Here is a 20703-nt window from a genome sequence, read left to right as displayed (position 1 = left end):
ACCTTACTTAACGAGATATTATGAAAAATAATCATTCAGCAAAATCGGGTAAAAATCGACTGGCAAAAGAAAACAGTCCTTATTTATTACAACATGCTGAAAATCCTGTGGACTGGTTTGCCTGGGGGGAAGAGGCATTTAAAGAAGCCAGACAGCAAAATAAATTGATTTTCCTTTCCATTGGTTATTCCACCTGTTACTGGTGTCATGTGATGGAAAGAGAGTCATTTTCAGATCTCAGCACAGGTCAGTTAATGAATGATAAATTCATTAATATAAAGGTGGACAGGGAAGAGCGTCCTGACGTAGATGAAATTTACATGACGGCATTGCAACTGATGACTCGGCATGGAGGCTGGCCTATATCGATCTTTCTGACACCTGACAGGAAGCCATTTTATGGGGCAACCTATATTGATAATTCCAGTTTCAAAACACTAATGAATAACTTGTCTCAGTTATGGGAAAGCGATCCCGATACCATACTTGCAATGGCTGAACAAATAACCCGTACTTTGCAAAAAATAACACAAAGTTCTGAAGCAAATAAAACAAGTTTTCCGCCTATCAAATTGATTGGTCAGGCTTCGAAGGCTTTTGCTGATGATTTTGATGAAGAATACGGAGGATTCAATGGTGCCCCCAAATTTCCTCAACCCTCCGTCTTGCAATTTTTGATGCTGGAAGAGAAAAATCGTTTCATGGTGGAGCGTACATTAAACGCCATTGCTCGTGGAGGAATTCATGATCATGTCGGTGGCGGTATTCACCGCTATGCGGTGGATCGCGCCTGGTCAACGCCGCATTTTGAAAAAATGCTTTATGATCAGGCTCAATTACTTCATGCCTATGCCCATGCTTTTAAATGGACAACTAATCCCCTCTATCAATTTATGACTGAGGACATCATCGCTTATCTTAAACAGAGGTTGTTGGATTCAACCGGATTGTTTTATTCAGCGGAGGATGCAGAAACAGAATGCTTTGAAGGCAAGACCTATACTTGGACGATCACCGAGTTGCAAGAGGCTCTTGATAAAAAAGAATGGGCATTTTTTGAGCGGACTTATCGGCTTGAAGAAAAAAGACTGGGTGAGCGTGAATTTAGTTATAAGGGAGTGATTTTGCAGCTCAAAAAAGATCATATGCAATTAGCCGAGTCCTTGGATTTAACGTTCGATAAATTTATAAATCAACTGAAAAAAATCAATAAAAAATTATTGCATCTGCGAAATCAACGCCAACAGCCTCGATTAGATGATAAAATCATTACATCCTGGAATGGATTGACGATAGAAGCCTTAGCTTATGCCTCTGAAGTTTTTTCTGATAAGCGTGTCCTTAACATGGCGGAAAGGGCAGGACAGGCTTTATGGGATTTTTTACGCGGTGATAGGCCGCTCTATCACGTAATGCGTGAAGGGAAGGTGAAATTTTCCGCTTATCTGGATGACTATGCTACCGTTATTCTTGCTTTTATAGCACTTAACCAGGTGACTAAAAAAACACTGTGGTTTGATAGAGCAATCTTTCTTGCTGATACGATGATTGAAGAGCTTTGGAGTCCATCTGGGCGCTTTTATTACAGTAATCCTGAGACTGATTATTTATTAACTCATTATCAGCAGTCTTTAGATGGAGCAATGCCGTCAGCAAACAGTCTTGCTCTTCGAGCGCTCACCAAATTGTTGGGAACAGGCATGCAACAATATACTCACCATGTAGAAGCTATACTGCGTTCCAATGCATCACATCTCAACCGAATGCCTCAGGCGCTGCCATATATGCTCACTGGATTATATGATTATTATATAATCGAAGATTCAGTTTCTATGACGGATTCAGAGAAACATTTGCTCTCTTCCAGTGTAGTTAATGTGAAAGCCAATTTATTAAAGGACAGGATAGAAAAGGAGGAGCCCCTGCAACTGACGATCATCTTGAATATTAAAAAAGGATGGCATATCAACACCAACAAACCTTCACAAACCTTTCTTCATCCCACGACCATAAATATTCAGACGCCAGATGGAAAAATAAAAGAGAACATTCATTATCCTGAAGGCCATAAAATCGATTCCTGTCTTGGGAACAATCTCGAGGTATACTCTCAAACAGTAGAAATCAAAGCTGAATTGAATTTGATTGAGCTTGTTGAAGGAATAAGTAAAACATCGCTCAACATCAGCATTATATTTCAGGCATGTAATGATAAAGGGCAATGCCTGCTTCCAGGTACTGTTTCTATAAACCTTCCTGTCAATATCAAAAGCTGATTAAAAGTTTTTATAATGAAGTGATTGGTCTTGGTAACTCATGTTACGCAGCACAGTATTTAGAATCTTTGGACGCATTTTGAAATTTCAAATGCGTAGTTTACATGGAGTAAATGAGCATTTGAAATTTCAAAATGCGTCCAAAGAGGCAAAAAAGACGAAGCTGCGTAACATGAGTTGGTAAGTCCTGACTCAGTCAAATTACCATATCACAAACATATAACCTTTTAAAAGTAAATACAGGCCCAGAATGATATAAATGAGGGCGGCTATAGTAAGATAATGTGGTCTTTTTAGCCACCAATTACCTATTTTATAGGCGAGGGCTGGAGTAATCAGTAGTCTTATGATACCCCCAATCAAAACAATCCAGGCAATGATGGTGATGATGACCGGCCAGGCCATAACCCAAATATTATGGCTTATGACCATTAGCAATCCCAAAATTAGAGTTACCAGAGCAATGAAAAATAATAAAGCGCGCTGATTAAGAACATCACTCATAATGGTAAGCATTTCTCTTTGACGAAAAAGAACAAAAAGACCGACAATGACACAATACCAACCAATCACTTTTGCTAAAAAAATTGACATTAACATAGCTGCTTCTCCCTAAACTTTGTTAATTTCTCATGTCACCTCTCGTCAAACCGGGTACTTTAGTTCCGGAAAATCAAACATTTTATTAATTCATGAGTTATTAATTTAATAGTACTATATTGATTATATATGATTTTTACCGCATACAATGGATTAGCTGATGCATTCTGAAATTCAAATAAATTTACCTTTCATTTGATAATTCCATATAAGCTGCTAGTCTTAAATTGCCAAATAAATAATCAAGGAGTAGATATCATGCAAATTAAGGAAATTATGTCGCCATCCCCGGAATATATCTCACCTAATACACTGCTTAAAGATGCTGCTTTAAGAATGCGCGATTTGGATACGGGGTTTCTGCCTGTGGGCGATAAAACCACTAACAAATTGGTAGGAACAGTAACGGACAGAGATATTGTGATTCGTGCTTTGGCAAATAATACGGATATTAGTCATACATCCGTTGACCAAATCATGACAGGCAATGTTCTTTATTGTTATGAAGATGAACCGGTTGAAAAAGCAGCAGAAAGCATGAAAAAACAACAAGTTCGCCGACTTATTGTATTGGATAGAAACAAGAATCTGGCAGGAATCGTTTCTTTAGGCGATGTAGCTACACATATAAAGGATCATAAATTGGTCGGTGATGTGCTGGAGTCCATTTCGGAATAGAAGGCATGTTTTTCAGTATTGGCATCCTCAGGCTTGTAAAGAGCTTGAGATGCCGATTCTTTTTTGATCTAATTTTGATCGCATGGTCTATATTTAATATTAATCAGCCGTATTAAATAAGTAAAGTCAATGGCAGAATTAAAATTACCTATGTCTATTTCCAATAACCAGGCGAAAGAAGCCGCGGCTCATTTTTCTTATCAGGTATTAAGCAGCGGACAAGAAGCTGAAAATATATTAATGGCGGCTAAACAGTTTACTCACAGCGTTTTACTGCAAACTTTTGCGGCAGTTTTTTATTTATTTGCACAAACAAACTCTACTGATTTAAAGGCCAAAGAACATCTTAAACAGGCAGAAAAACATTTATCTGAGTCCACTGTCCGGGAGAAAATGTGGTATCAGGCTATTCGAGCCTGGTCAGAATTTAATTATGAACAGGCTATTACCATATTAATGGCCATTGCCCGTCAGTGGCCTAAGGATTTGCTGGCGGTTAAATTAACTGAATGGCTGAATTATTGCTCCGGACAAGTGGTTACAGCCAAAAGAATGTTGACTTTTTGTCAGGAAATAGCAAAAGAAAATCGTTCTAACAGTCATTTTTTGGCTATTAATGCTTTTGCTTATGAGCTTGATAATCAACTCGAAGAAGCCTATCGTCTGGCCAGTGAAGCGGTAAACATTGAATATAATACACCGTAGGCACATCATGCTTTAGCGCATTATTTTTTGCGTAGCGGACAAATTAAGAAAGGCACGGAGGTTCTGGAAGGCTTTAAAGCCAGTTGGAAAAATATTTTAAAGTTATTAAGTGAGCACAATCATTGGCATTTGGCTCTTCATTATCTTGCACAAAGAGATGAGCAAAAGACCATCAATTATTTTAACAATAATATATGGAACAATTATCCCGACATTGTATTAGAACAGATTGATGCCATTTCTCTTTTATGGCGTATGGATATGGCAGGTATGGCTTACGATACGACTATTTGGCAGGATATTGTCGGATATATTCATCAATATGCTGATGATCATTATTTACCATTTAATAATCTGCATCATTTCTATGCCCTTGTAAAGGCTGGAGATGAACAAACCGCTCTTGCAGCCTCCGCCAAGCTTAAAGCTTATTCTATTGAAAATAATGCTCATCCGCGATGGAGAGAGGTTGCGCTACCCGCTCTCAATGGGGTCATTGCTTTTGCCAAAAAGGATTATATTGCAGCGTCTGAGTTTTTCAAACCAGTGATCGATGATATTTTTATTGGTGGCGGTAGTGATGCTCAGAATGAATTGTTTACACAAACAGCGATGATTGCGGCAATCAAAGCAGGTGATATTAAAACCTCAAAACGAATTTTTAATACCTACCTGTCTCATTATGACAAAACCATGCTGGCGGCCTATTGGTCATCTTTATTATAAGCTCATGAGTTATAAAGAATAATGGATTAAAAGATAAACAGGGGGAGGTGCTTTATGTTGGTTGGTGAGTTTTGTAACAGGGAGGTCGTGATGGTCGAGCCTGAAGAATCAGTAAAAACAGCAGCTGATTTAATGCGTAAACATCATGTGGGCGATGTTGTGCTGGTTGAGGAACGAGGTGGTAAACCTGCACCCATTGGTATTGTCACGGACAGAGATCTCGTTGTTGAAGTGATGGCCTTAGGTCTTGAGCCTGAAAAATTAACCGTAAGAGATATCGTCATAGACGATGTACTTTTTATTCATGAAAATGATAGTTTGTTGGATGCCCTGAATCTTATGAAAACGAAGGGTGTTCGTCGTTTACCGGTTGTGGGCAGTGATAGCTCCTTGGTTGGCATTATTGCTGTTGATGACATCACGGATGTGTTGACTGAAATGCTTGGATATGTAGCTGGAGTCAGCGAACATCAACAGAAAATGGAAGCTAAAAAAAGACCCTGATTTTTTATGCCTTTTACGCAATGTTATTTAAATGCTGGTATTGGTAGGGGCAATAAGAATATCACGTATACAGATATGTTGTGGTAATTCCCAGCAATACATGATAATGTTCGCAAGCTCTTCAGGGTTAATAAAATCAGGATGACCCAGTAATTCACAATATTCTTGAAAGCTGATGCCCATGCTTTTATGTATTTCGGTTTTTATTAACGCAGGCGCTATATTCATAATACGAACATTATTTTTTCCTTCAGCCATTTGCAAGCTTTCTGACATCGAGCGTACAGCATGTTTACTGGCATGATAAATAACAGCTTGAGGATAAGGTCGTCGATCACCTATAGAACTAATATTAATAATTGTTCCAGAATTTCGAGAAGACATATCTGATAAAACAATTTTAATACCATTAAGAACACCTTTAATTAAAACATCCATTTCATAAGTACATTGCTCCACAGACATATCACGTAATTCGCCGACATTTAGAAACCCTGCATTGTTAATCATGCATTCAGTTTTGCCATATTTTTTTTCAGCTTTGCCAACTGCGGTTTGAAATTCTTGATAATTGATGACATCCACTTGGGCATACATTACTTTTTCATCCGTTAAGCCAGGAATACTTTCAATGTGCCTTGATAGTAACAATAAAGGATGACCTTTTTTATGAAATTTTTTAGCTAATGCCTCTCCGATACCATGACTTGCACCTGTTATAACTACAAGAGAATTGTTTGTCATGAGTGTTTACCTTTATATTTTTTAATAAGAGTATAGTCAGAGGTTTTTTTTATTCCAGTTAAAATATAAACTAAATTTTAGGGAATTAATAAGGCCAGGAAATGTATAATTTTCAACAAATTGGGTCTTCATCCATACGGTTTCTGGGTAGTATAAGAATCTTTTTTTGGTTTTTGGGACATCTTGTTGTTAGCATCATACATGTTCTTGCAGGCTCTTTCTCGGTTTACTGGTTAACCATGGGGAAAACGATATTCCGCTCTGGAGTATTGTTGATGTTTCCAATGATTATTATTAGTGCGTTGATGGGGTTGACACTGTCTTTAAGCTTATTTGATATTTTAAGTCGATTTCAAATACAGCATAATGCTCTTCCCATCACGCAAAATATTATGCTTCATAATCTGTTGCCATTACTTATTGGGGTTATCCTTTCCATTCAATCCGGCCTGAATTTAATTAATGCTCAGGTTAAAAGATTACACCGTATGCCGCAAGAAGTTATACTGGAATATATCATTCCAATGATGGCTGGCATCATTATTACAGGCTTATTGTTGTATGTTTATGCTCTTACGGCTTTTCTTATCGGCATTTATTCAACTTTTCATTACATTTTGAATATTAATACGCAGGAATATTTATGGCATATTACAAATACTCTGGCGTTGGCTGATCTGGGTTATTCCATTTTTAAAAACTTGTTATATTGTAGCATTGTAGCTTTGGTCGCAGGTTATTATTATTATGAAATAGCGATTCGGAACGTATCTTTAAGAAAAGCAGTATCCAGCATCATGACCCGTAGTTTGTTATGGATAATCATTTTGGGCACCTATTTAGGTATATATAGTACATAATAAGGACAAAAATGCGTCAGGAACGACTGTATACATTAATTGGTATCTTTGTTGTTGGTGCCTTTGGTTTATTAATTTACGGTTCTATCTTTTTTTATAATGAATATATTAAGGAAAAAATGGAAACTTATGTTCTGTTTTTTAAAGGTTCATTAAATGGATTGGAAAGCAGATCCACTGTGACTTATCGTGGCGTGAAAATCGGCGAGGTCAGCTTTATTGAGCTTACGGAAAACACGTTAAAAAACATGGTGGATGTGGTCGTTTATGTACAGTTTTTTGTTGATAAAACCGGTTTCAGGGATAATCCGATACGTCTTTTAATTAATAAAGGGTTTGTTGCCGATATTTCAAAACCTAATTTTTTAACCGGTGTGGCCAGTATTGAACTTATTCAGACAGATAAACCCCCTTCATCAAAGCAACATTACTATCGCGGGTATCCAATTTTTCCTACCGTTCCTCAGGTTGAAAAATATACAAGTTTTGATGAAACATTGAAATCGGCCAAAAAAACCCTGGACGAAATCAGAGAATTTCTTCAAACGAAGGAATTACAAAAAACGGCAGAGTCATTAAGAAAAATGGCAGACAGCATTGAAATTCTGGCCAATAACCTTAATCAAAATGTTTCACCTTTCGTTGCTTATTTTTCTCAGAGTTTAAAAGAGGTGGGTAAAGCAGCTTATTCAACACAGAATTTAATGGATTATTTATCACGCCATCCCGAATCCTTATTACGAGGGAAAATGTGAAGAACTTTAAAATAATTTCTTTTGTGTTTCTGGTGCTGTTACTTACGGCCTGCGGTCGAAGTAAAGAATCCCAGTTTTATGTATTAATTCCTATCCCACCTGAAACGGCGCAGGTAAAGCGTTATCATGGGTTACGAATTGGCATCGATAAAGTGAGTATACCGGGGTATGCTCAACGTTCGCAACTTATTATCCACTGCACAAAATATCGTGCGAACATTGAAGAATATCACCAATGGGCAGAGGCATTAACTACGAATGTAACAAGGGTCATTGACACTAATCTTTCCACATTATTACCCGGGGCGATTGTAGAATCCTCCCCCTGGGATAGCAAATTTTTACCTGATTATCATTTGCAGTTTAATATTTCCCAATATGAGGTGGATATCCATGGCAATAGTGTTTTGAGAGCAGAATACATCATTTATAAGCAGGAAAAAATCATTAAAAAAGCTGAGGTTTATTATCAAATTAAATTATCTTCTGTAGCTCCGGAAACGCTTGTTATCAGTATGAATAAAAATTTAACGCAGCTTACATATGAAATTGCCGGGTATTTTAAAAAGTCTAAACCGACCGTTGTTTACAAATAAAATTAAAAATCTGCATTGAATGGCTAAGAGAAAGCTATGTGATCTTAAAGAAATCGATACAAGATATGCCAATCATCTCCCATCAAGTGAGCGTTTTACCGGCTTTAAGTAAGTATTTTAATCCTTCCTCGAGAGAGGTTTGGGCTATAAAATTTAATTTTTCTTTAGCCAAGCTGTTATCTCCGTAGGAATGATAAATATCGCCTTTTCTTTTATTTTCATAGTGAATAGGGATTTTGGTATTCATTAAACGCACCATTAACTCAGCCAATTCATGAATCGAGATAGCTTTTCCACTGCATATATTAAATATACCAGAGTGTTCATAAGGCATCCTGGCTGCCCGCATCATTGCTTCTATGACATCATCGATATATATGAAGTCCCTGGTTTGTCGGCCATCACCAAAGATAATGAGCGGCTGATTTTTATCGATATTTTGTTTAAAAAGAGTGATTACACCACTGTAATTGCCTCCTATTTGTCCAGGTCCATATACATTAAAAATACGCAATCCTATTGAAGGGATGTTGTCATTCTGTTGCATCACTTGTGCATAAATTTCATTGGCAAGCTTGGTTGCACCATAGACCGAATCCGGCACAACCATTTGGGATTCCTTTAAGGGCAAATTTTTATTACTTCCATAAACCGCGGAAGAAGAGGCATAAATGAGTTTCACAGGATGAGATAGTTTTTTTATCTCATCCAGAAGCTTATTAAAAGTAATTACATTATTTTCATGACTATACATCCAGTCTCTGGCACATAGCGGGACAGAAGCAGGTCAAGTCCAAAAAGTGCTGTAAATTCCCATTAATTCAGCCTATCAAGTTAGTACGTTATTTAGTCAAAGCATTCATCCCTACAACATTAGACTTTCCGGCTTCATTCTCAGCCAGCCAGTCATTAAATTCGTCCATATTAAGATAACGCCTTGATTGCCACTGCTCGTTTTGTTCAGCTAATAAAGCGCCAATCAGCCGCCATGCAGAATCATCATTAGGAAATATCCTTATCACTCGTTCTCGGCGCCTGATTTCCTCGTTAATTCGCTCTTGCATGTTGGTGGTGCGAAGTCGCTTCCTGTATTTCTCCGGCAACGCCATAACTACCATGGCATCGTCAAAAGCCTCCTCAAGGCAGGTAACTGATTTTGGTGCTTTTTTCTCAAAGGCATCAATAAAATCATCGCGTCTACGCCTGGCTTCTTCCATATCAGGTGCCTGAAAAACAAGCTTTGCCTTTTCAGCAACATCTTTGCGGTGTCTGACAGAGCAGTGCCCGAGGATGTTGCGCATCAAGTGAACTTGGCATCGTTGCCAGGTTGCACCTTGAAAGTGCTTTCTAGCCGCTTCCACAAGCCCTGCATGCTGGTCTGACACAACATACATCACGCCTTTTAGCCCACGAGATTTTAGCCATTTAAACGCTTCATCCCATGTAGCATAGCTCTCAGTGTCACCAATGCGAAGGCCCAGTATTTCACGGTAGCCATCACTTCTGATACCCGAGATGGTCAAGGCTGCTCGAGACACGACTCTGTCACCATCACGACACTTGATAAACATCGCATCAACCATGATAAATGGGTAGTTGTCACCATCAAACCGACGCTCGTTGAAGGCTCTGACTCTTGCATCAAGACCAGAACACAGTTGACTGACGGTTGACTTTGAAAAACTAGCACCGCAAAGTTCTTCAGTAATGTTATTAACTTTTCTGGTTGATACGCCATTAACAACCATTTCCATCAGAGCCAATACAAAAGCCTGCTCACTGCGTTGATAGCGCTTAAAAATATCGGTAGAAAAAGAGCCATCACGTGTCTGCGGCACTTGAAGAGTGACTGGTCCCACACGAGTGTATAGTTGTCTTGGACGGTAACCGTTACGATAGCCTATACGTTCACCTGAACGTTCATGCTTGTCTGCTCCCAGACTTTCTGACACCTGTGCCTCCAATACCTGATTCAATACACCTTCAACAAGCTTTGCGAGCCCATCCTGGCTTGATAAAAGTTCTGGAAGCAATTCCTTTCCAACTGTAATATTGTAATCCGTCATCGCTAATCTCCTTCGATAGTTATTGTTTTTCACAACTCAATAGTACCGAATTTTAGCGATGACTCCACTCCTAAAAAGTCAACCTGAATTTACAGCAGTTTACGGACATAACCCAGAAGCAATGGCTGCTAAATGAAAACAAGTATCCACTTGCTGCAGACATTGATGTAAAAGCTCTTGGGACAATACGTCTCCCTCAATGAATTCAGCCCTTTTTATATTGTAATAAGTGGGTTTATAAATGGATTTGTCCAATACCAGAACTTTAATACCCATGGATAACAATTGATTGACCAGGTGATTACCAATAAACCCATTGCCACCGGTAACCAGAACTTTTTCCATGTCTATCTATCCATAACATGCATTATTATAAGACTAGTGCATCCCATTTTTCTTTTCCAGGTTTAAAGTACTTGATGTCATCTACAGAAAGTACGTAAATTTAACTACAAACCATATACTGATTTGTTATAGATATTTAACGAGTTCTGCTTATAAGGCGAAAGTGAATTAATGATGAACATTATTGTTCATTGATGTGCTTTTCTGTAGATGACAGGTTTTTTTGTTCTACAGAGGAGGTGTTTATTATTCTATTGACAATTTCCTTAAAGACATCAGAAGATAATACTTGCCAATATGACTCTTGTTTATTGTTTTTTAAAACTTCAATATAACTTCTATAGCCAATGAGCGTTAGTAAATTGTTGTATTTTGCTATATCTAACCCTTCTAAAGCCTTATTTTTCTTTGGCATGTTAGGATAAATTCTTGGAGGAGAGTTTTTTTCAAACGAATAAGCAATTTCTATCAGTCTGCCTTCTGCAAATGGTTTTCCCAGCAATTCAATGCCCACTGGCATTTTATTCAAGTAACCAATATTGATGGCCAGAGCAGGCAGTCCTGAATTTGAAGAAACCGGCGCAAGCCATGTATTGATTTCATTTGCCTCATAAGTAGCCGTTCCTGTTCTGCTTATGGGGATGAGTAAAGCCTCAAGCTGTTGTTGATTCATAATATTTTCAACATAGTGCTTGTTTTTTGCGAAATTTTTCAGTGCATTATCATATTGTTTACCATATTTGATGGGTAATGAGTCATAAAAACTCATGCATTGCTCGGCATCTCCAAAAACTCTTGTTCTATTGGATTCACATATATCTTGAATGCTTTTACGGACGGCAGGAAAAGATTTAAGATAGGCATTCACATCCTCTCTCATACCTGCCATATTGGGAGTTCGATCATTGATGAATAATGGTAAACGAACATTATCTATCAGGACTGCACCAGAGTGCTTCATGACTTGCAAGGCTTGATTAAATTTCTGCCTGATGTTATTCGGCGTGTCTTTAAACGTATCTACATTGCCGACTTGACGCAGGATTCCAATACGTTTACCTTTCAACCCTTGCTTACGGAGTAGAGATGAATAACTCTTTTTTCTGGGCACTGTTTGAGTTTTAATATCTTTGGGATCTTTTTTGGCAATAACGTCTAAAACGATAGCAAGATCTTCTATATTACGAGCGAAAGGACCCGCAACACCATCTAGATTTCCGGCAGGGAAAATACCTCTTTGACTGACTAAGCCAATGCTGGGTCTTAATCCATATACACCATTAAATGCCGCTGGTATCCTAATAGAACCACTATTGTCAGTACCAATTCCAATAACAGCAAAATTGGCGCTAACGGCCGCCGCCGGACCGCCGCTTGACCCACCCGGATTTCTATTGGTGTCATAAGGATTACCGATGCGACCGCTTCGGCTACTGATGCCAAACATTCCGGATGCTAATTCATCCATGCTTCCTTTTCCCAGAATGATTGCACCTGCCTTTCGTAATTGTGAAACGAGAAAAGCATCTTTATTGGGCTGATTACCAAGTAGTGCTAAGCTGCCGGAAGTAGTTGTTGAATCGTAAGAGTTGATATTATCTTTCAGGATCACAGGGATACAATGTAAGGAGCCAGCTAACTGTTTTGTTTGAGAGTATTGAACATCAAGTTGCCTCGCTTTGTCCATGACGTTGGGATGAATGGTGGTGAATGCATTAATTGGGGCATGTTTGGATGAACTTAAATTATAGGCTTTTATGCGCATAATATAGCATTGAATTAAACGTTCGCAAGTGATTTGCTGTGTTTTAATGGCATGATGAATCACTTTAATGTTTATATCTTGAGGAAAAGATGAAAAGCAGTCTTTATCAGAAATGATCTCAGCTCTTGCTAAATGAGCAAAAAGGACGACGAATAATGTGATATTAATAAATATTCTCATTTTACGCATTAACTGATAAGTTTAAATCATTTATTCTATGAAGTTATCAGAAAAATCGGTCAAGTCCAAAAAGTGCTGTAAATTCCCATTAATTCAGCCTATCAAGTTAGTACGTTATTTAGTCAAAGCATTCATCCCTACAACATTAGACTTTCCGGCTTCATTCTCAGCCAGCCAGTCATTAAATTCGTCCATATTAAGATAACGCCTTGATTGCCACTGCTCGTTTTGTTCAGCTAATAAAGCGCCAATCAGCCGCCATGCAGAATCATCATTAGGAAATATCCTTATCACTCGTTCTCGGCGCCTGATTTCCTCGTTAATTCGCTCTTGCATGTTGGTGGTGCGAAGTCGCTTCCTGTATTTCTCCGGCAACGCCATAACTACCATGGCATCGTCAAAAGCCTCCTCAAGGCAGGTAACTGATTTTGGTGCTTTTTTCTCAAAGGCATCAATAAAATCATCGCGTCTACGCCTGGCTTCTTCCATATCAGGTGCCTGAAAAACAAGCTTTGCCTTTTCAGCAACATCTTTGCGGTGTCTGACAGAGCAGTGCCCGAGGATGTTGCGCATCAAGTGAACTTGGCATCGTTGCCAGGTTGCACCTTGAAAGTGCTTTCTAGCCGCTTCCACAAGCCCTGCATGCTGGTCTGACACAACATACATCACGCCTTTTAGCCCACGAGATTTTAGCCATTTAAACGCTTCATCCCATGTAGCATAGCTCTCAGTGTCACCAATGCGAAGGCCCAGTATTTCACGGTAGCCATCACTTCTGATACCCGAGATGGTCAAGGCTGCTCGAGACACGACTCTGTCACCATCACGACACTTGATAAACATCGCATCAACCATGATAAATGGGTAGTTGTCACCATCAAACCGACGCTCGTTGAAGGCTCTGACTCTTGCATCAAGACCAGAACACAGTTGACTGACGGTTGACTTTGAAAAACTAGCACCGCAAAGTTCTTCAGTAATGTTATTAACTTTTCTGGTTGATACGCCATTAACAACCATTTCCATCAGAGCCAATACAAAAGCCTGCTCACTGCGTTGATAGCGCTTAAAAATATCGGTAGAAAAAGAGCCATCACGTGTCTGCGGCACTTGAAGAGTGACTGGTCCCACACGAGTGTATAGTTGTCTTGGACGGTAACCGTTACGATAGCCTATACGTTCACCTGAACGTTCATGCTTGTCTGCTCCCAGACTTTCTGACACCTGTGCCTCCAATACCTGATTCAATACACCTTCAACAAGCTTTGCGAGCCCATCCTGGCTTGATAAAAGTTCTGGAAGCAATTCCTTTCCAACTGTAATATTGTAATCCGTCATCGCTAATCTCCTTCGATAGTTATTGTTTTTCACAACTCAATAGTACCGAATTTTAGCGATGACTCCACTCCTAAAAAGTCAACCTGAATTTACAGCAGTTTACGGACATAACCGAAAAATCCTGTCAACTAAATTCCTGATTAAATCGTTAAGTTCAGATATTATATTAATATGAATCAAAATTATTAACTCATGTTACGCACTAAACCTTGCTGCTCCCTGAAATTTAATTAAAATTTCATCCCTGATTTTTAGGGAGGAAGATTTAATGGATATGCTTGATATTTATAGTGACTATTTGATTTGCCAGAATAAATATGCAACAGCTACAGGTTTATCGGAGATGTTGGATGGTGAATTTGCTCACGACAAGGTGACACGATTTTTACGACTACAAGATTTTGGTTCCAAAGCGCTCTGGAATTATGTCAAGAAGTCAGTCAGGGAGAGTGAAGCATCAGACGGTGTTCTTTTATTGGATGACTCGATTGAGGAGAAGCCTTACACGGATGAGAATGAAATTAATTGTTGGCATTATTCCCATGCTAAAGGTGATGTGGTCAAAGGGATTAATATCCTGACCTGCATGGTTCGGTATGGTGACTTCAGTGTTCCTGTTGGTTATGAAGTTATCAAAAAAGACGTTGCTTTTTGTGACATTGAAACAAGGCAAGCTCGCAGAAAGTCATCCACGACTAAAAATGAACTTTTTCGCAAGCTTATCGCACAAGCGGTTAGTAATCATGTGTTGTTTGACTTTGTACTTGCGGACAATTGGTTTGGCTCGAAGGCCAATATGGCTTACATCCATAATGACCTTCAAAAATCGTTTATTATTGGGATTAAATCTAATCGAACCTTAGCTTTATCCAAAAACGACGCCAACAACGGACGGTACACAAAAGTCAGAGAATTAGAGCTTGAAGAGGACATAGCCCACACAGTCTATCTCAAGGGATTAGACTTCCCAGTGAGGCTTTTGAAGAAAATTTTCAAAAACGAAAATGGTTCTACAGGGGTTCTCTATCTCGTTTCTAATGACATGACCAGCAGTGCCGAACGTCTTTATGAAGTGTACCAGAAACGGTGGCGGATTGAAGAGTATCACAAGTCAATTAAACAAAATGCAAGCCTGAACAAGTCTCCAACCCGTACGGTTAAAACACAATCCAACCATATCTTTGCCGCAATCATTGCATACTGCAAACTGGAAATGATGAAAATAAAGACAAAATTGAATCACTTTGCCATCAAGTACAAATTAATACTCAGGGCTAACCAAATTGCTATGCAGGAGTTAAAAAATATGGCTCGTTAAAGTCGATTGTGCGTAACATGAGTTATTAAAAATTCATCTAAAATTAAAATATGGACATTCACAAAAATCTTCTCATGCTTAGGAAAAGCTGTCTGATAATTTTTATTATTTTTCTTTTACGTCCCTCCTATGCTCAAGTTGATAATGATGCTATTGAGATAGGAACGCTGGTGTTTAATCCTCCTTATGAACTTGTAGTGGATGAACATCACAACTCGTCAGGATTTAACATTGAAATTATTCAAGATATTTGTCAGCTGATAAATACTAAATGTAATATGAAACCCATGCGTTTTGATAGATTAATGCAGGCATTGGATAATGGAGAAGTGGATGCCATTATTATTGGAGTTAGCCTAATGCCCAAAAACGGGGAAAATTATATCTTCAGTCAGCCATATTTTATGGGGGATGCAGTATTTTTAAGTCTTGGCTCAAATCAATTTGATTCTTTTAAAAAAAAACCATTGGTATTGTTCAAAACACTATTTTACCACTCAGCGAATATTGTGATTTAATTGTGTATAAAGATGAAAATCTGACGCGACAATATGGATTAAAATTTAAGTTTTATAACAATTTACCGCAATTACTTGAGGCATTAGATACCCAGGATGTCGATGCGATTATCCTGGATGCAGGTGCAGCCTATTATTGGCAATCGCAATCCTCAAAGCATTATCAAGTTGTAGGTCCTGCAGTTGTAATAAAACAAGGAATGAGGATTATGGCATTAAAGGATAAGAAAGAATTAATTACATTATTTAATAATGCATTAAAGGAAATGGAAAGCAACGGTGAATTGTTAAGAATTTATTTAAAATACTGGAGTTCCATACATCCTGAAAAAGGATCTGTCGGAATTCTACTTCCTACTGAGAGAGAATATTAGTCGATTGCCCCCTATAAAAAGGGCCTGAATCTGTCTTGATGAGTGTGTTCTCTTTCTATTCCCTTGCTGCAAATGCGCCAAAATGACTGAACTCGTGAATAGGACTCGCTATCGACTCATTCAAAACCATTTGGGCACTTAATTAACCACTCATGTTACGCAGCTTCGTCTTTTTTGTCTCTTCGTTCTAAAAAATACTATGCTGCGTAACATGAGTTAACCACTGAAAAGGAGAAATACCCTTAATAAGTTTCAATATGAACTTCAACAGGTACCGACTTAGATACAACATCATAAACCGGTGAAAACTTATAATATTCTTTCAGTTTTTCTTCTGGAGCATCCGTTTCAATATGAAATGTGGCATAAATTTTTTGATAACCGGGGCGAACATCAGGAGCAAGATCGAATATTCCTTGTAAATCCAACTCCCCTTTGAAATCGGAATTCATGTTTTTTATTTTATATCCATTTAAGGCAGCGTAATAGGCGATGGTTGTGGTCATACATGCCGATAAGCCCGATAATAAGTATTCCACCGGGTTTGCACCTTTATCGTGACCAGCTAACAACTCTGGCTCTCCGGCTTTAAATTCAAACGTTTTTTTATGTTTTTGCTCAGAGCAGGCGGCATAATATTTATAGGCTTCTGATTTATTTTCATCACCATTTATCCATTCATTGTGAACGCGAAACTCACATTTTGCCAATTCAGGATTTTTCTGGATCTCACCTATGGTCTTTTTTAAAGTCAGTGTATCTACACCATTGATTTCCTGATGTGTTCTTTGCTGGGGTGACATGATAAGTCTCCTTATTTTAAGTTTTACAACCTTATTATAGTAGCTGCTTTAAACATTGACTTAGGTTCTGTCGACAATCCGTATTTTCGGCTGTAAATTGAGCTAAATCATATCCATTTTCGCTTCGCAAATCTAATTGTCGACAGGTCCTAGACAACCCCTAAACATTAAATTCAGGTTATTGTTCATTTTCTGAGGATGGAAAATTGGCATTACAATCATATCGGGAATCATCAGCTAAAAACATTTTGCAACTTTGCTGTATAGTGTATCGACTGGTGGTTGCGCCCTCGACCGATGGATTTTGCCCGGAATACATCTGCCAGATAATGACGCCGTCACTGTTTTTTTGTTGTTGTAAAATTTGATTAACCAGTTTGTCGGTTAACTGTAATTGGCCATTGATGTCTTTAGGATAGGCTGGTTGATTCACTTCAAAACCAAACTGAATTTTGCTGTTAATTTTATACTTGGCCGGATAGAAGTCGACTTTGCCAATGTCTGAGACATTGAGCTTCGCCTCAGTTTCCTTATCTGCTTTTAACCATACTTGATAATCTTTCATATAAGCACTAACTTGGCCGGGTAAATCCAAGGGACCGCCACCATATGGAGCACAGACAACTGCATTGTTACCGCACAAGTCGTAAGTCATTAAGCCTAGACTGTCAAAACGGGAAACAAGGGCTTTATCTTTACTGGCCAGGTTATACCAAAGTCCTTTAAGATTGCCTTTCCACCAAACACCGCCTTTAGTATAAATGTCTTCTTTATTATCACCATAGACAAAACCGGTTATAGGGCGTGCTCCGACGGGAGGGGCGGCAGAAGCGAAGCGTAATTGGCTGGCGGCAGGATTATCCATGATGAGATGGAGAATGGATTGGACTTTATTTACGGTTTTAGGCATGACAAAGGTGGAGCCTGAACCGGTAGCATTTTTCATCAGATTGTCATAAGTGGCTCCGCCATCTTTTAAAATATTGTTGGCAATATCTGTAGCCCAGGGTTGTCCTGCCCAACTTTCTGCATAGGCATCAGCGTGCCAGAATTCTTCATAATCAAAATCGACACCATCTATACCTAAGTCATTGGTTAAGGTTATCAGATTGTTGTACGATGTTTTAGCAAGATCTGCTTCGGACGGATCATTTGGATCGGGAAAATAATCGTAATTCATTTCCTTGCTTCCACAATTCTCGCCATACAAGGAAAAATTACAACTGTAATTCCAGCCACCAACAGATAAAAAAGTTTCTATTGATTTTTGCTTGGAAAGGGTTACAGCCTCTTTTAATTGATTAAATGCTTCTGTACCGTTTCCATCTCCCTCATCAAAATAGCCTAAAATCCCGGTATTTGCCAGACTCCCTGATTGATAATTAGGCAATGAAGGCCGAACAAAGGAAAAAATAACGCGATTGAAGTTTGGCTTAGCAATTTTTTTCAGGTCATCGACATAGCGTTTTAATTGAGCGGGTTCGTCAATTAATAAATAAACTGTAACTATTTTTTTCATTTGCTCTCGATGAACCGTTATTTGATTTTCTACTCCTTGTTCTGCGTAGGAATGGGAACTTAGTAGTAAAAACAAGGAAGCTCCGAATATTGCCGTTTTTTTATAATTTAAAACTTTTTTCATTTCATTCAATAAAAGCATATGAAGTATATCCTCAGATGATAGAGACTTGACTTTGTAAATTTTTCACAAAGTCGCGAGAGATTTACATCATACAATTGAATTTAATTTTTACATACTGTCATTTTTGACAGCGGTTATAAATAGGCTTTAAGAGAGAGGCAGTGTGGAATAAGGAAAAAAGGATTCATTGGTTTGCTCAAGAGTTTCATGTTCTTTTTCCAGAAAATCGATGTTATTTTCATTTGCGACTTCTTCAGCTTTTTCAATGTCTTCTTTTTTTACATCTAAGGTATGTTTATTCATATCGGAAATACGATGTCGCTTTTGTACGTTTTGTCCTTGTAAAGTGAGCTCAAGGCTACCTTCAGGTGATAAGTCCTTCCGAGTTATTCGAAACATCTGTTTCATCAGAAGCGCTGCCAGAAGCTTTTGTACCACTATCGTCTACACAGGCTCGGACAACTTGTTTTGTAGAACCAGAGCCTATTTTATCTAAAAAACGATTGATGACGGAAAAAGAATTGCCTTCAGGCGGGCAATCGTCATTGTCAGGTTTATAAATTAGCTGTTTTGACATCAGAGTAATCCAATTCATTTTTTCATCATGATAACATATGTTCATAATTTATACAATATCGTCGTGCAAGAGGAAACTTTAAAAGACGTTTGCGATGCCATGAATTGATTAAAATCAATAAAGAATGTAAAATAATTAATTTAATTGAAATAAAAAAAGATCACTATGTTTTTTGAACAATCCCCTATAGAAAAACCAACAACACAGATTTTTATTCCATTTCTATTTAGAAAAAATGTATTAATGGACGATCTTGATTTTTTTAATGAATACATCATTGGCAAATGGACAGAATATAGTGAAAACATTTTTATGAATGCGCCTGAGCAAAATTCGTCATTGGCTATTGCCCTGGAAAAAATGGAAAATACATTGGAGCAATCACGCCTGAATGTTGCTGAACAATTGAAAAAAGATTATCTGTATATTTTTAGTGCGATTGAATCGAGTAAAATTCTTTTTACTGATTTCAAGACAGGTTATGATGTTGTTATACCTTCATCGAGTAATATCTCGGAGGTTTATTTATCTAAAATTAGATACAATGCTTATGGAATGAAAATTGCCATTGGACCTGCTTTACCTTGTTTTGGCAATATTGTAAAACAAAACCATCTATTAATAAGTCTTTTTCAGGGCAACCCCGAAAAATTAAAAGAAACCATTGACTTGCCCGAATTTCATTGTACTTCTGACGGTAGTGACTCTCTTGTTTCTATTTATGGAACTCCTTTAATGATCAGTATTGCAAACAGTTTGACTGAAAATGCGCTTTCACTCATTAAGGCAGGTGCTTCAATCGATAAATATTCTGTAGAATTTGGTAATAATCCATTGCTTTTAGCAGTAACGAAAGGCTGGAATCACGTAGATACGGATTCAGTAGTCGGGCAAGCAAAAACAGATAAAAAATCCCAGAAACCTATTATTGAAGCTTTATTGGACAATCATGCTGATGTAAATTGCATTCATTTAAAAAACGCCATGACGGCCTTGCATATTGCCTGCTTAAGAGGTGACGATCCAATGCTTGTTAAAATGTTGCTCGAGCATGGTGCCGATAAAGATAGTGTGGATTTGATGGGCAGGACTCCTGCTGATCTTTTGGATTACGAATATAAAGATGCAGCAGAGCTAATTGAAAGCTTGCTTGATAATACACCTTTTGGGGAATCAGGTTTTCCTGAAAACAGGTCTTTTGTTGCCACATTGCCTGATAGACAAGAAAGGGCTGAAAACATAGTTTGTATTAAACAAATTATGAATGGTGTTCAGCTCGAGCCTTCTCTGACTTGATTTTGAATTACTTTCCGTTTGTTACCGTATCAACAGG

General features: G+C 38.1%; 23 protein-coding genes. 12 read left to right on the top strand and 11 right to left on the bottom strand.

The features are described 5' to 3' along the window. Positions 1 to 20: 20 nt before the first annotated feature. Positions 21 to 2276 (top strand): DUF255 domain-containing protein, encoded by a 2256-nt coding sequence (locus tag E4T55_RS02285; protein WP_058500725.1) that lies wholly within the window; start codon positions 21 to 23, stop codon positions 2274 to 2276. 201 nt (positions 2277 to 2477) lie between these two features. Here E4T55_RS02285 and E4T55_RS02280 read toward each other — a convergent pair whose 3' ends face one another. Next, entirely contained in the window at positions 2478 to 2876 is a 399-nt protein-coding gene (locus tag E4T55_RS02280) for a hypothetical protein (RefSeq protein ID WP_058500726.1), read from the bottom strand. A gap of 258 nt (positions 2877 to 3134) precedes the next feature. Between E4T55_RS02280 and E4T55_RS02275 the strand changes: the two genes are divergently transcribed. From E4T55_RS02275 to E4T55_RS02260, 4 genes are all read left to right on the top strand, one after another. Continuing rightward, entirely contained in the window at positions 3135 to 3554 is a 420-nt protein-coding gene (locus tag E4T55_RS02275) for a CBS domain-containing protein (protein ID WP_058500727.1), read from the top strand. 129 nt (positions 3555 to 3683) lie between these two features. Beyond that, complete coding sequence (locus tag E4T55_RS02270) at positions 3684 to 4259, top strand: tetratricopeptide repeat protein (protein WP_058500728.1); 576 nt, start codon at positions 3684 to 3686, stop codon at positions 4257 to 4259. A gap of 27 nt (positions 4260 to 4286) precedes the next feature. Beyond that, positions 4287 to 4985, top strand: coding sequence for a tetratricopeptide repeat protein (locus E4T55_RS02265; RefSeq protein ID WP_058500729.1), 699 nt, complete (start codon positions 4287 to 4289; stop codon positions 4983 to 4985). Between the two features lie 90 nt (positions 4986 to 5075). Further along, a complete protein-coding gene (locus tag E4T55_RS02260; protein WP_238583405.1) occupies positions 5076 to 5489 on the top strand; it encodes a CBS domain-containing protein in 414 nt (137 codons plus the stop codon). A gap of 27 nt (positions 5490 to 5516) precedes the next feature. Here E4T55_RS02260 and E4T55_RS02255 read toward each other — a convergent pair whose 3' ends face one another. Further along, positions 5517 to 6233, bottom strand: coding sequence for an SDR family oxidoreductase (locus tag E4T55_RS02255; RefSeq protein ID WP_058500731.1), 717 nt, complete (start codon positions 6231 to 6233; stop codon positions 5517 to 5519). A gap of 101 nt (positions 6234 to 6334) precedes the next feature. Here E4T55_RS02255 and E4T55_RS02250 point away from each other — a divergent pair, with 101 nt between their 5' ends. Genes E4T55_RS02250 through E4T55_RS02240 form a run of 3 tightly spaced genes read left to right on the top strand, consistent with a single transcriptional unit; the run spans position 6335 to position 8444 of the window. Beyond that, the gene (locus E4T55_RS02250) at positions 6335 to 7093 is read left to right on the top strand and encodes an ABC transporter permease (protein WP_065235962.1); all 759 of its coding nucleotides are present in this window, start codon (positions 6335 to 6337) and stop codon (positions 7091 to 7093) included. An 11-nt stretch (positions 7094 to 7104) separates the two neighbouring features. Next, the gene (locus E4T55_RS02245) at positions 7105 to 7848 is read left to right on the top strand and encodes an MlaD family protein (protein ID WP_058500733.1); all 744 of its coding nucleotides are present in this window, start codon (positions 7105 to 7107) and stop codon (positions 7846 to 7848) included. Continuing rightward, entirely contained in the window at positions 7845 to 8444 is a 600-nt protein-coding gene (locus E4T55_RS02240) for a PqiC family protein (RefSeq protein ID WP_065235963.1), read from the top strand. Before E4T55_RS02245 ends, E4T55_RS02240 begins: the two co-directional genes overlap by 4 nt. 82 nt (positions 8445 to 8526) lie before the next feature. Here the strand turns inward: E4T55_RS02240 and E4T55_RS02235 are convergent, their stop codons facing one another. From E4T55_RS02235 to E4T55_RS02215, 5 genes are all read right to left on the bottom strand, one after another. Further along, a complete protein-coding gene (locus tag E4T55_RS02235) occupies positions 8527 to 9198 on the bottom strand; it encodes an NAD-dependent epimerase/dehydratase family protein (protein WP_058500734.1) in 672 nt (223 codons plus the stop codon). An 88-nt stretch (positions 9199 to 9286) separates the two neighbouring features. Next, on the bottom strand, positions 9287 to 10510 hold the full coding sequence (locus E4T55_RS02230; protein ID WP_115325208.1) for an IS256 family transposase: 1224 nt from the start codon (positions 10508 to 10510) through the stop codon (positions 9287 to 9289). Between the two features lie 99 nt (positions 10511 to 10609). Continuing rightward, entirely contained in the window at positions 10610 to 10855 is a 246-nt protein-coding gene (locus E4T55_RS02225) for an NAD-dependent epimerase/dehydratase family protein (protein WP_058501873.1), read from the bottom strand. Between the two features lie 181 nt (positions 10856 to 11036). Beyond that, positions 11037 to 12800, bottom strand: a complete 1764-nt coding sequence (locus tag E4T55_RS02220; protein WP_058501872.1) for an amidase — start codon at positions 12798 to 12800, stop codon at positions 11037 to 11039. A 114-nt stretch (positions 12801 to 12914) separates the two neighbouring features. Beyond that, the gene (locus E4T55_RS02215) at positions 12915 to 14138 is read right to left on the bottom strand and encodes an IS256 family transposase (RefSeq protein ID WP_115325208.1); all 1224 of its coding nucleotides are present in this window, start codon (positions 14136 to 14138) and stop codon (positions 12915 to 12917) included. A gap of 268 nt (positions 14139 to 14406) precedes the next feature. On the opposite strand from E4T55_RS02215, the gene E4T55_RS02210 reads away from it, so the two are divergent. The 3 genes from E4T55_RS02210 (at position 14407) to E4T55_RS15510 (ending at position 16348) form a co-directional block, all read left to right on the top strand. Then, positions 14407 to 15456 carry an IS701 family transposase gene (locus tag E4T55_RS02210; protein ID WP_115325247.1) on the top strand — a complete coding sequence of 350 codons (1050 nt, stop codon included), beginning with the start codon at positions 14407 to 14409 and terminating at the stop codon, positions 15454 to 15456. Positions 15457 to 15530: 74 nt separating this feature from the next. After that, complete coding sequence (locus E4T55_RS15515) at positions 15531 to 15974, top strand: transporter substrate-binding domain-containing protein (protein ID WP_162262317.1); 444 nt, start codon at positions 15531 to 15533, stop codon at positions 15972 to 15974. Positions 15975 to 15976: 2 nt separating this feature from the next. Beyond that, positions 15977 to 16348, top strand: coding sequence for a transporter substrate-binding domain-containing protein (locus tag E4T55_RS15510; RefSeq protein WP_058501219.1), 372 nt, complete (start codon positions 15977 to 15979; stop codon positions 16346 to 16348). 242 nt (positions 16349 to 16590) lie between these two features. On the opposite strand, the gene E4T55_RS02195 is transcribed toward E4T55_RS15510, so the two are convergent. The 4 genes from E4T55_RS02195 to E4T55_RS02180 form a co-directional block, all read right to left on the bottom strand. Continuing rightward, complete coding sequence (locus E4T55_RS02195; RefSeq protein WP_058501218.1) at positions 16591 to 17151, bottom strand: OsmC family protein; 561 nt, start codon at positions 17149 to 17151, stop codon at positions 16591 to 16593. 178 nt (positions 17152 to 17329) lie between these two features. Further along, on the bottom strand, positions 17330 to 18811 hold the full coding sequence (locus E4T55_RS02190) for a glycoside hydrolase family 18 protein (RefSeq protein WP_058501217.1): 1482 nt from the start codon (positions 18809 to 18811) through the stop codon (positions 17330 to 17332). Between the two features lie 129 nt (positions 18812 to 18940). Continuing rightward, positions 18941 to 19201, bottom strand: coding sequence for a hypothetical protein (locus E4T55_RS02185; protein WP_135121908.1), 261 nt, complete (start codon positions 19199 to 19201; stop codon positions 18941 to 18943). Continuing rightward, a complete protein-coding gene (locus E4T55_RS02180) occupies positions 19158 to 19370 on the bottom strand; it encodes a hypothetical protein (protein WP_135121907.1) in 213 nt (70 codons plus the stop codon). Before E4T55_RS02180 ends, E4T55_RS02185 begins: the two co-directional genes overlap by 44 nt. Before the next feature lie 165 nt (positions 19371 to 19535). On the opposite strand from E4T55_RS02180, the gene E4T55_RS02175 reads away from it, so the two are divergent. After that, positions 19536 to 20666, top strand: coding sequence for an ankyrin repeat domain-containing protein (locus E4T55_RS02175; RefSeq protein WP_058501215.1), 1131 nt, complete (start codon positions 19536 to 19538; stop codon positions 20664 to 20666). The last annotated feature ends 37 nt before the right edge of the window (positions 20667 to 20703 follow it).

Source organism: Legionella israelensis, from assembly GCF_004571175.1.
GTDB lineage: Bacteria > Pseudomonadota > Gammaproteobacteria > Legionellales > Legionellaceae > Legionella_D > Legionella_D israelensis.
The sequence above is the reverse complement of the archived record's forward strand: the minus strand, read 5'-3'. Positions and strand labels throughout refer to the sequence as shown.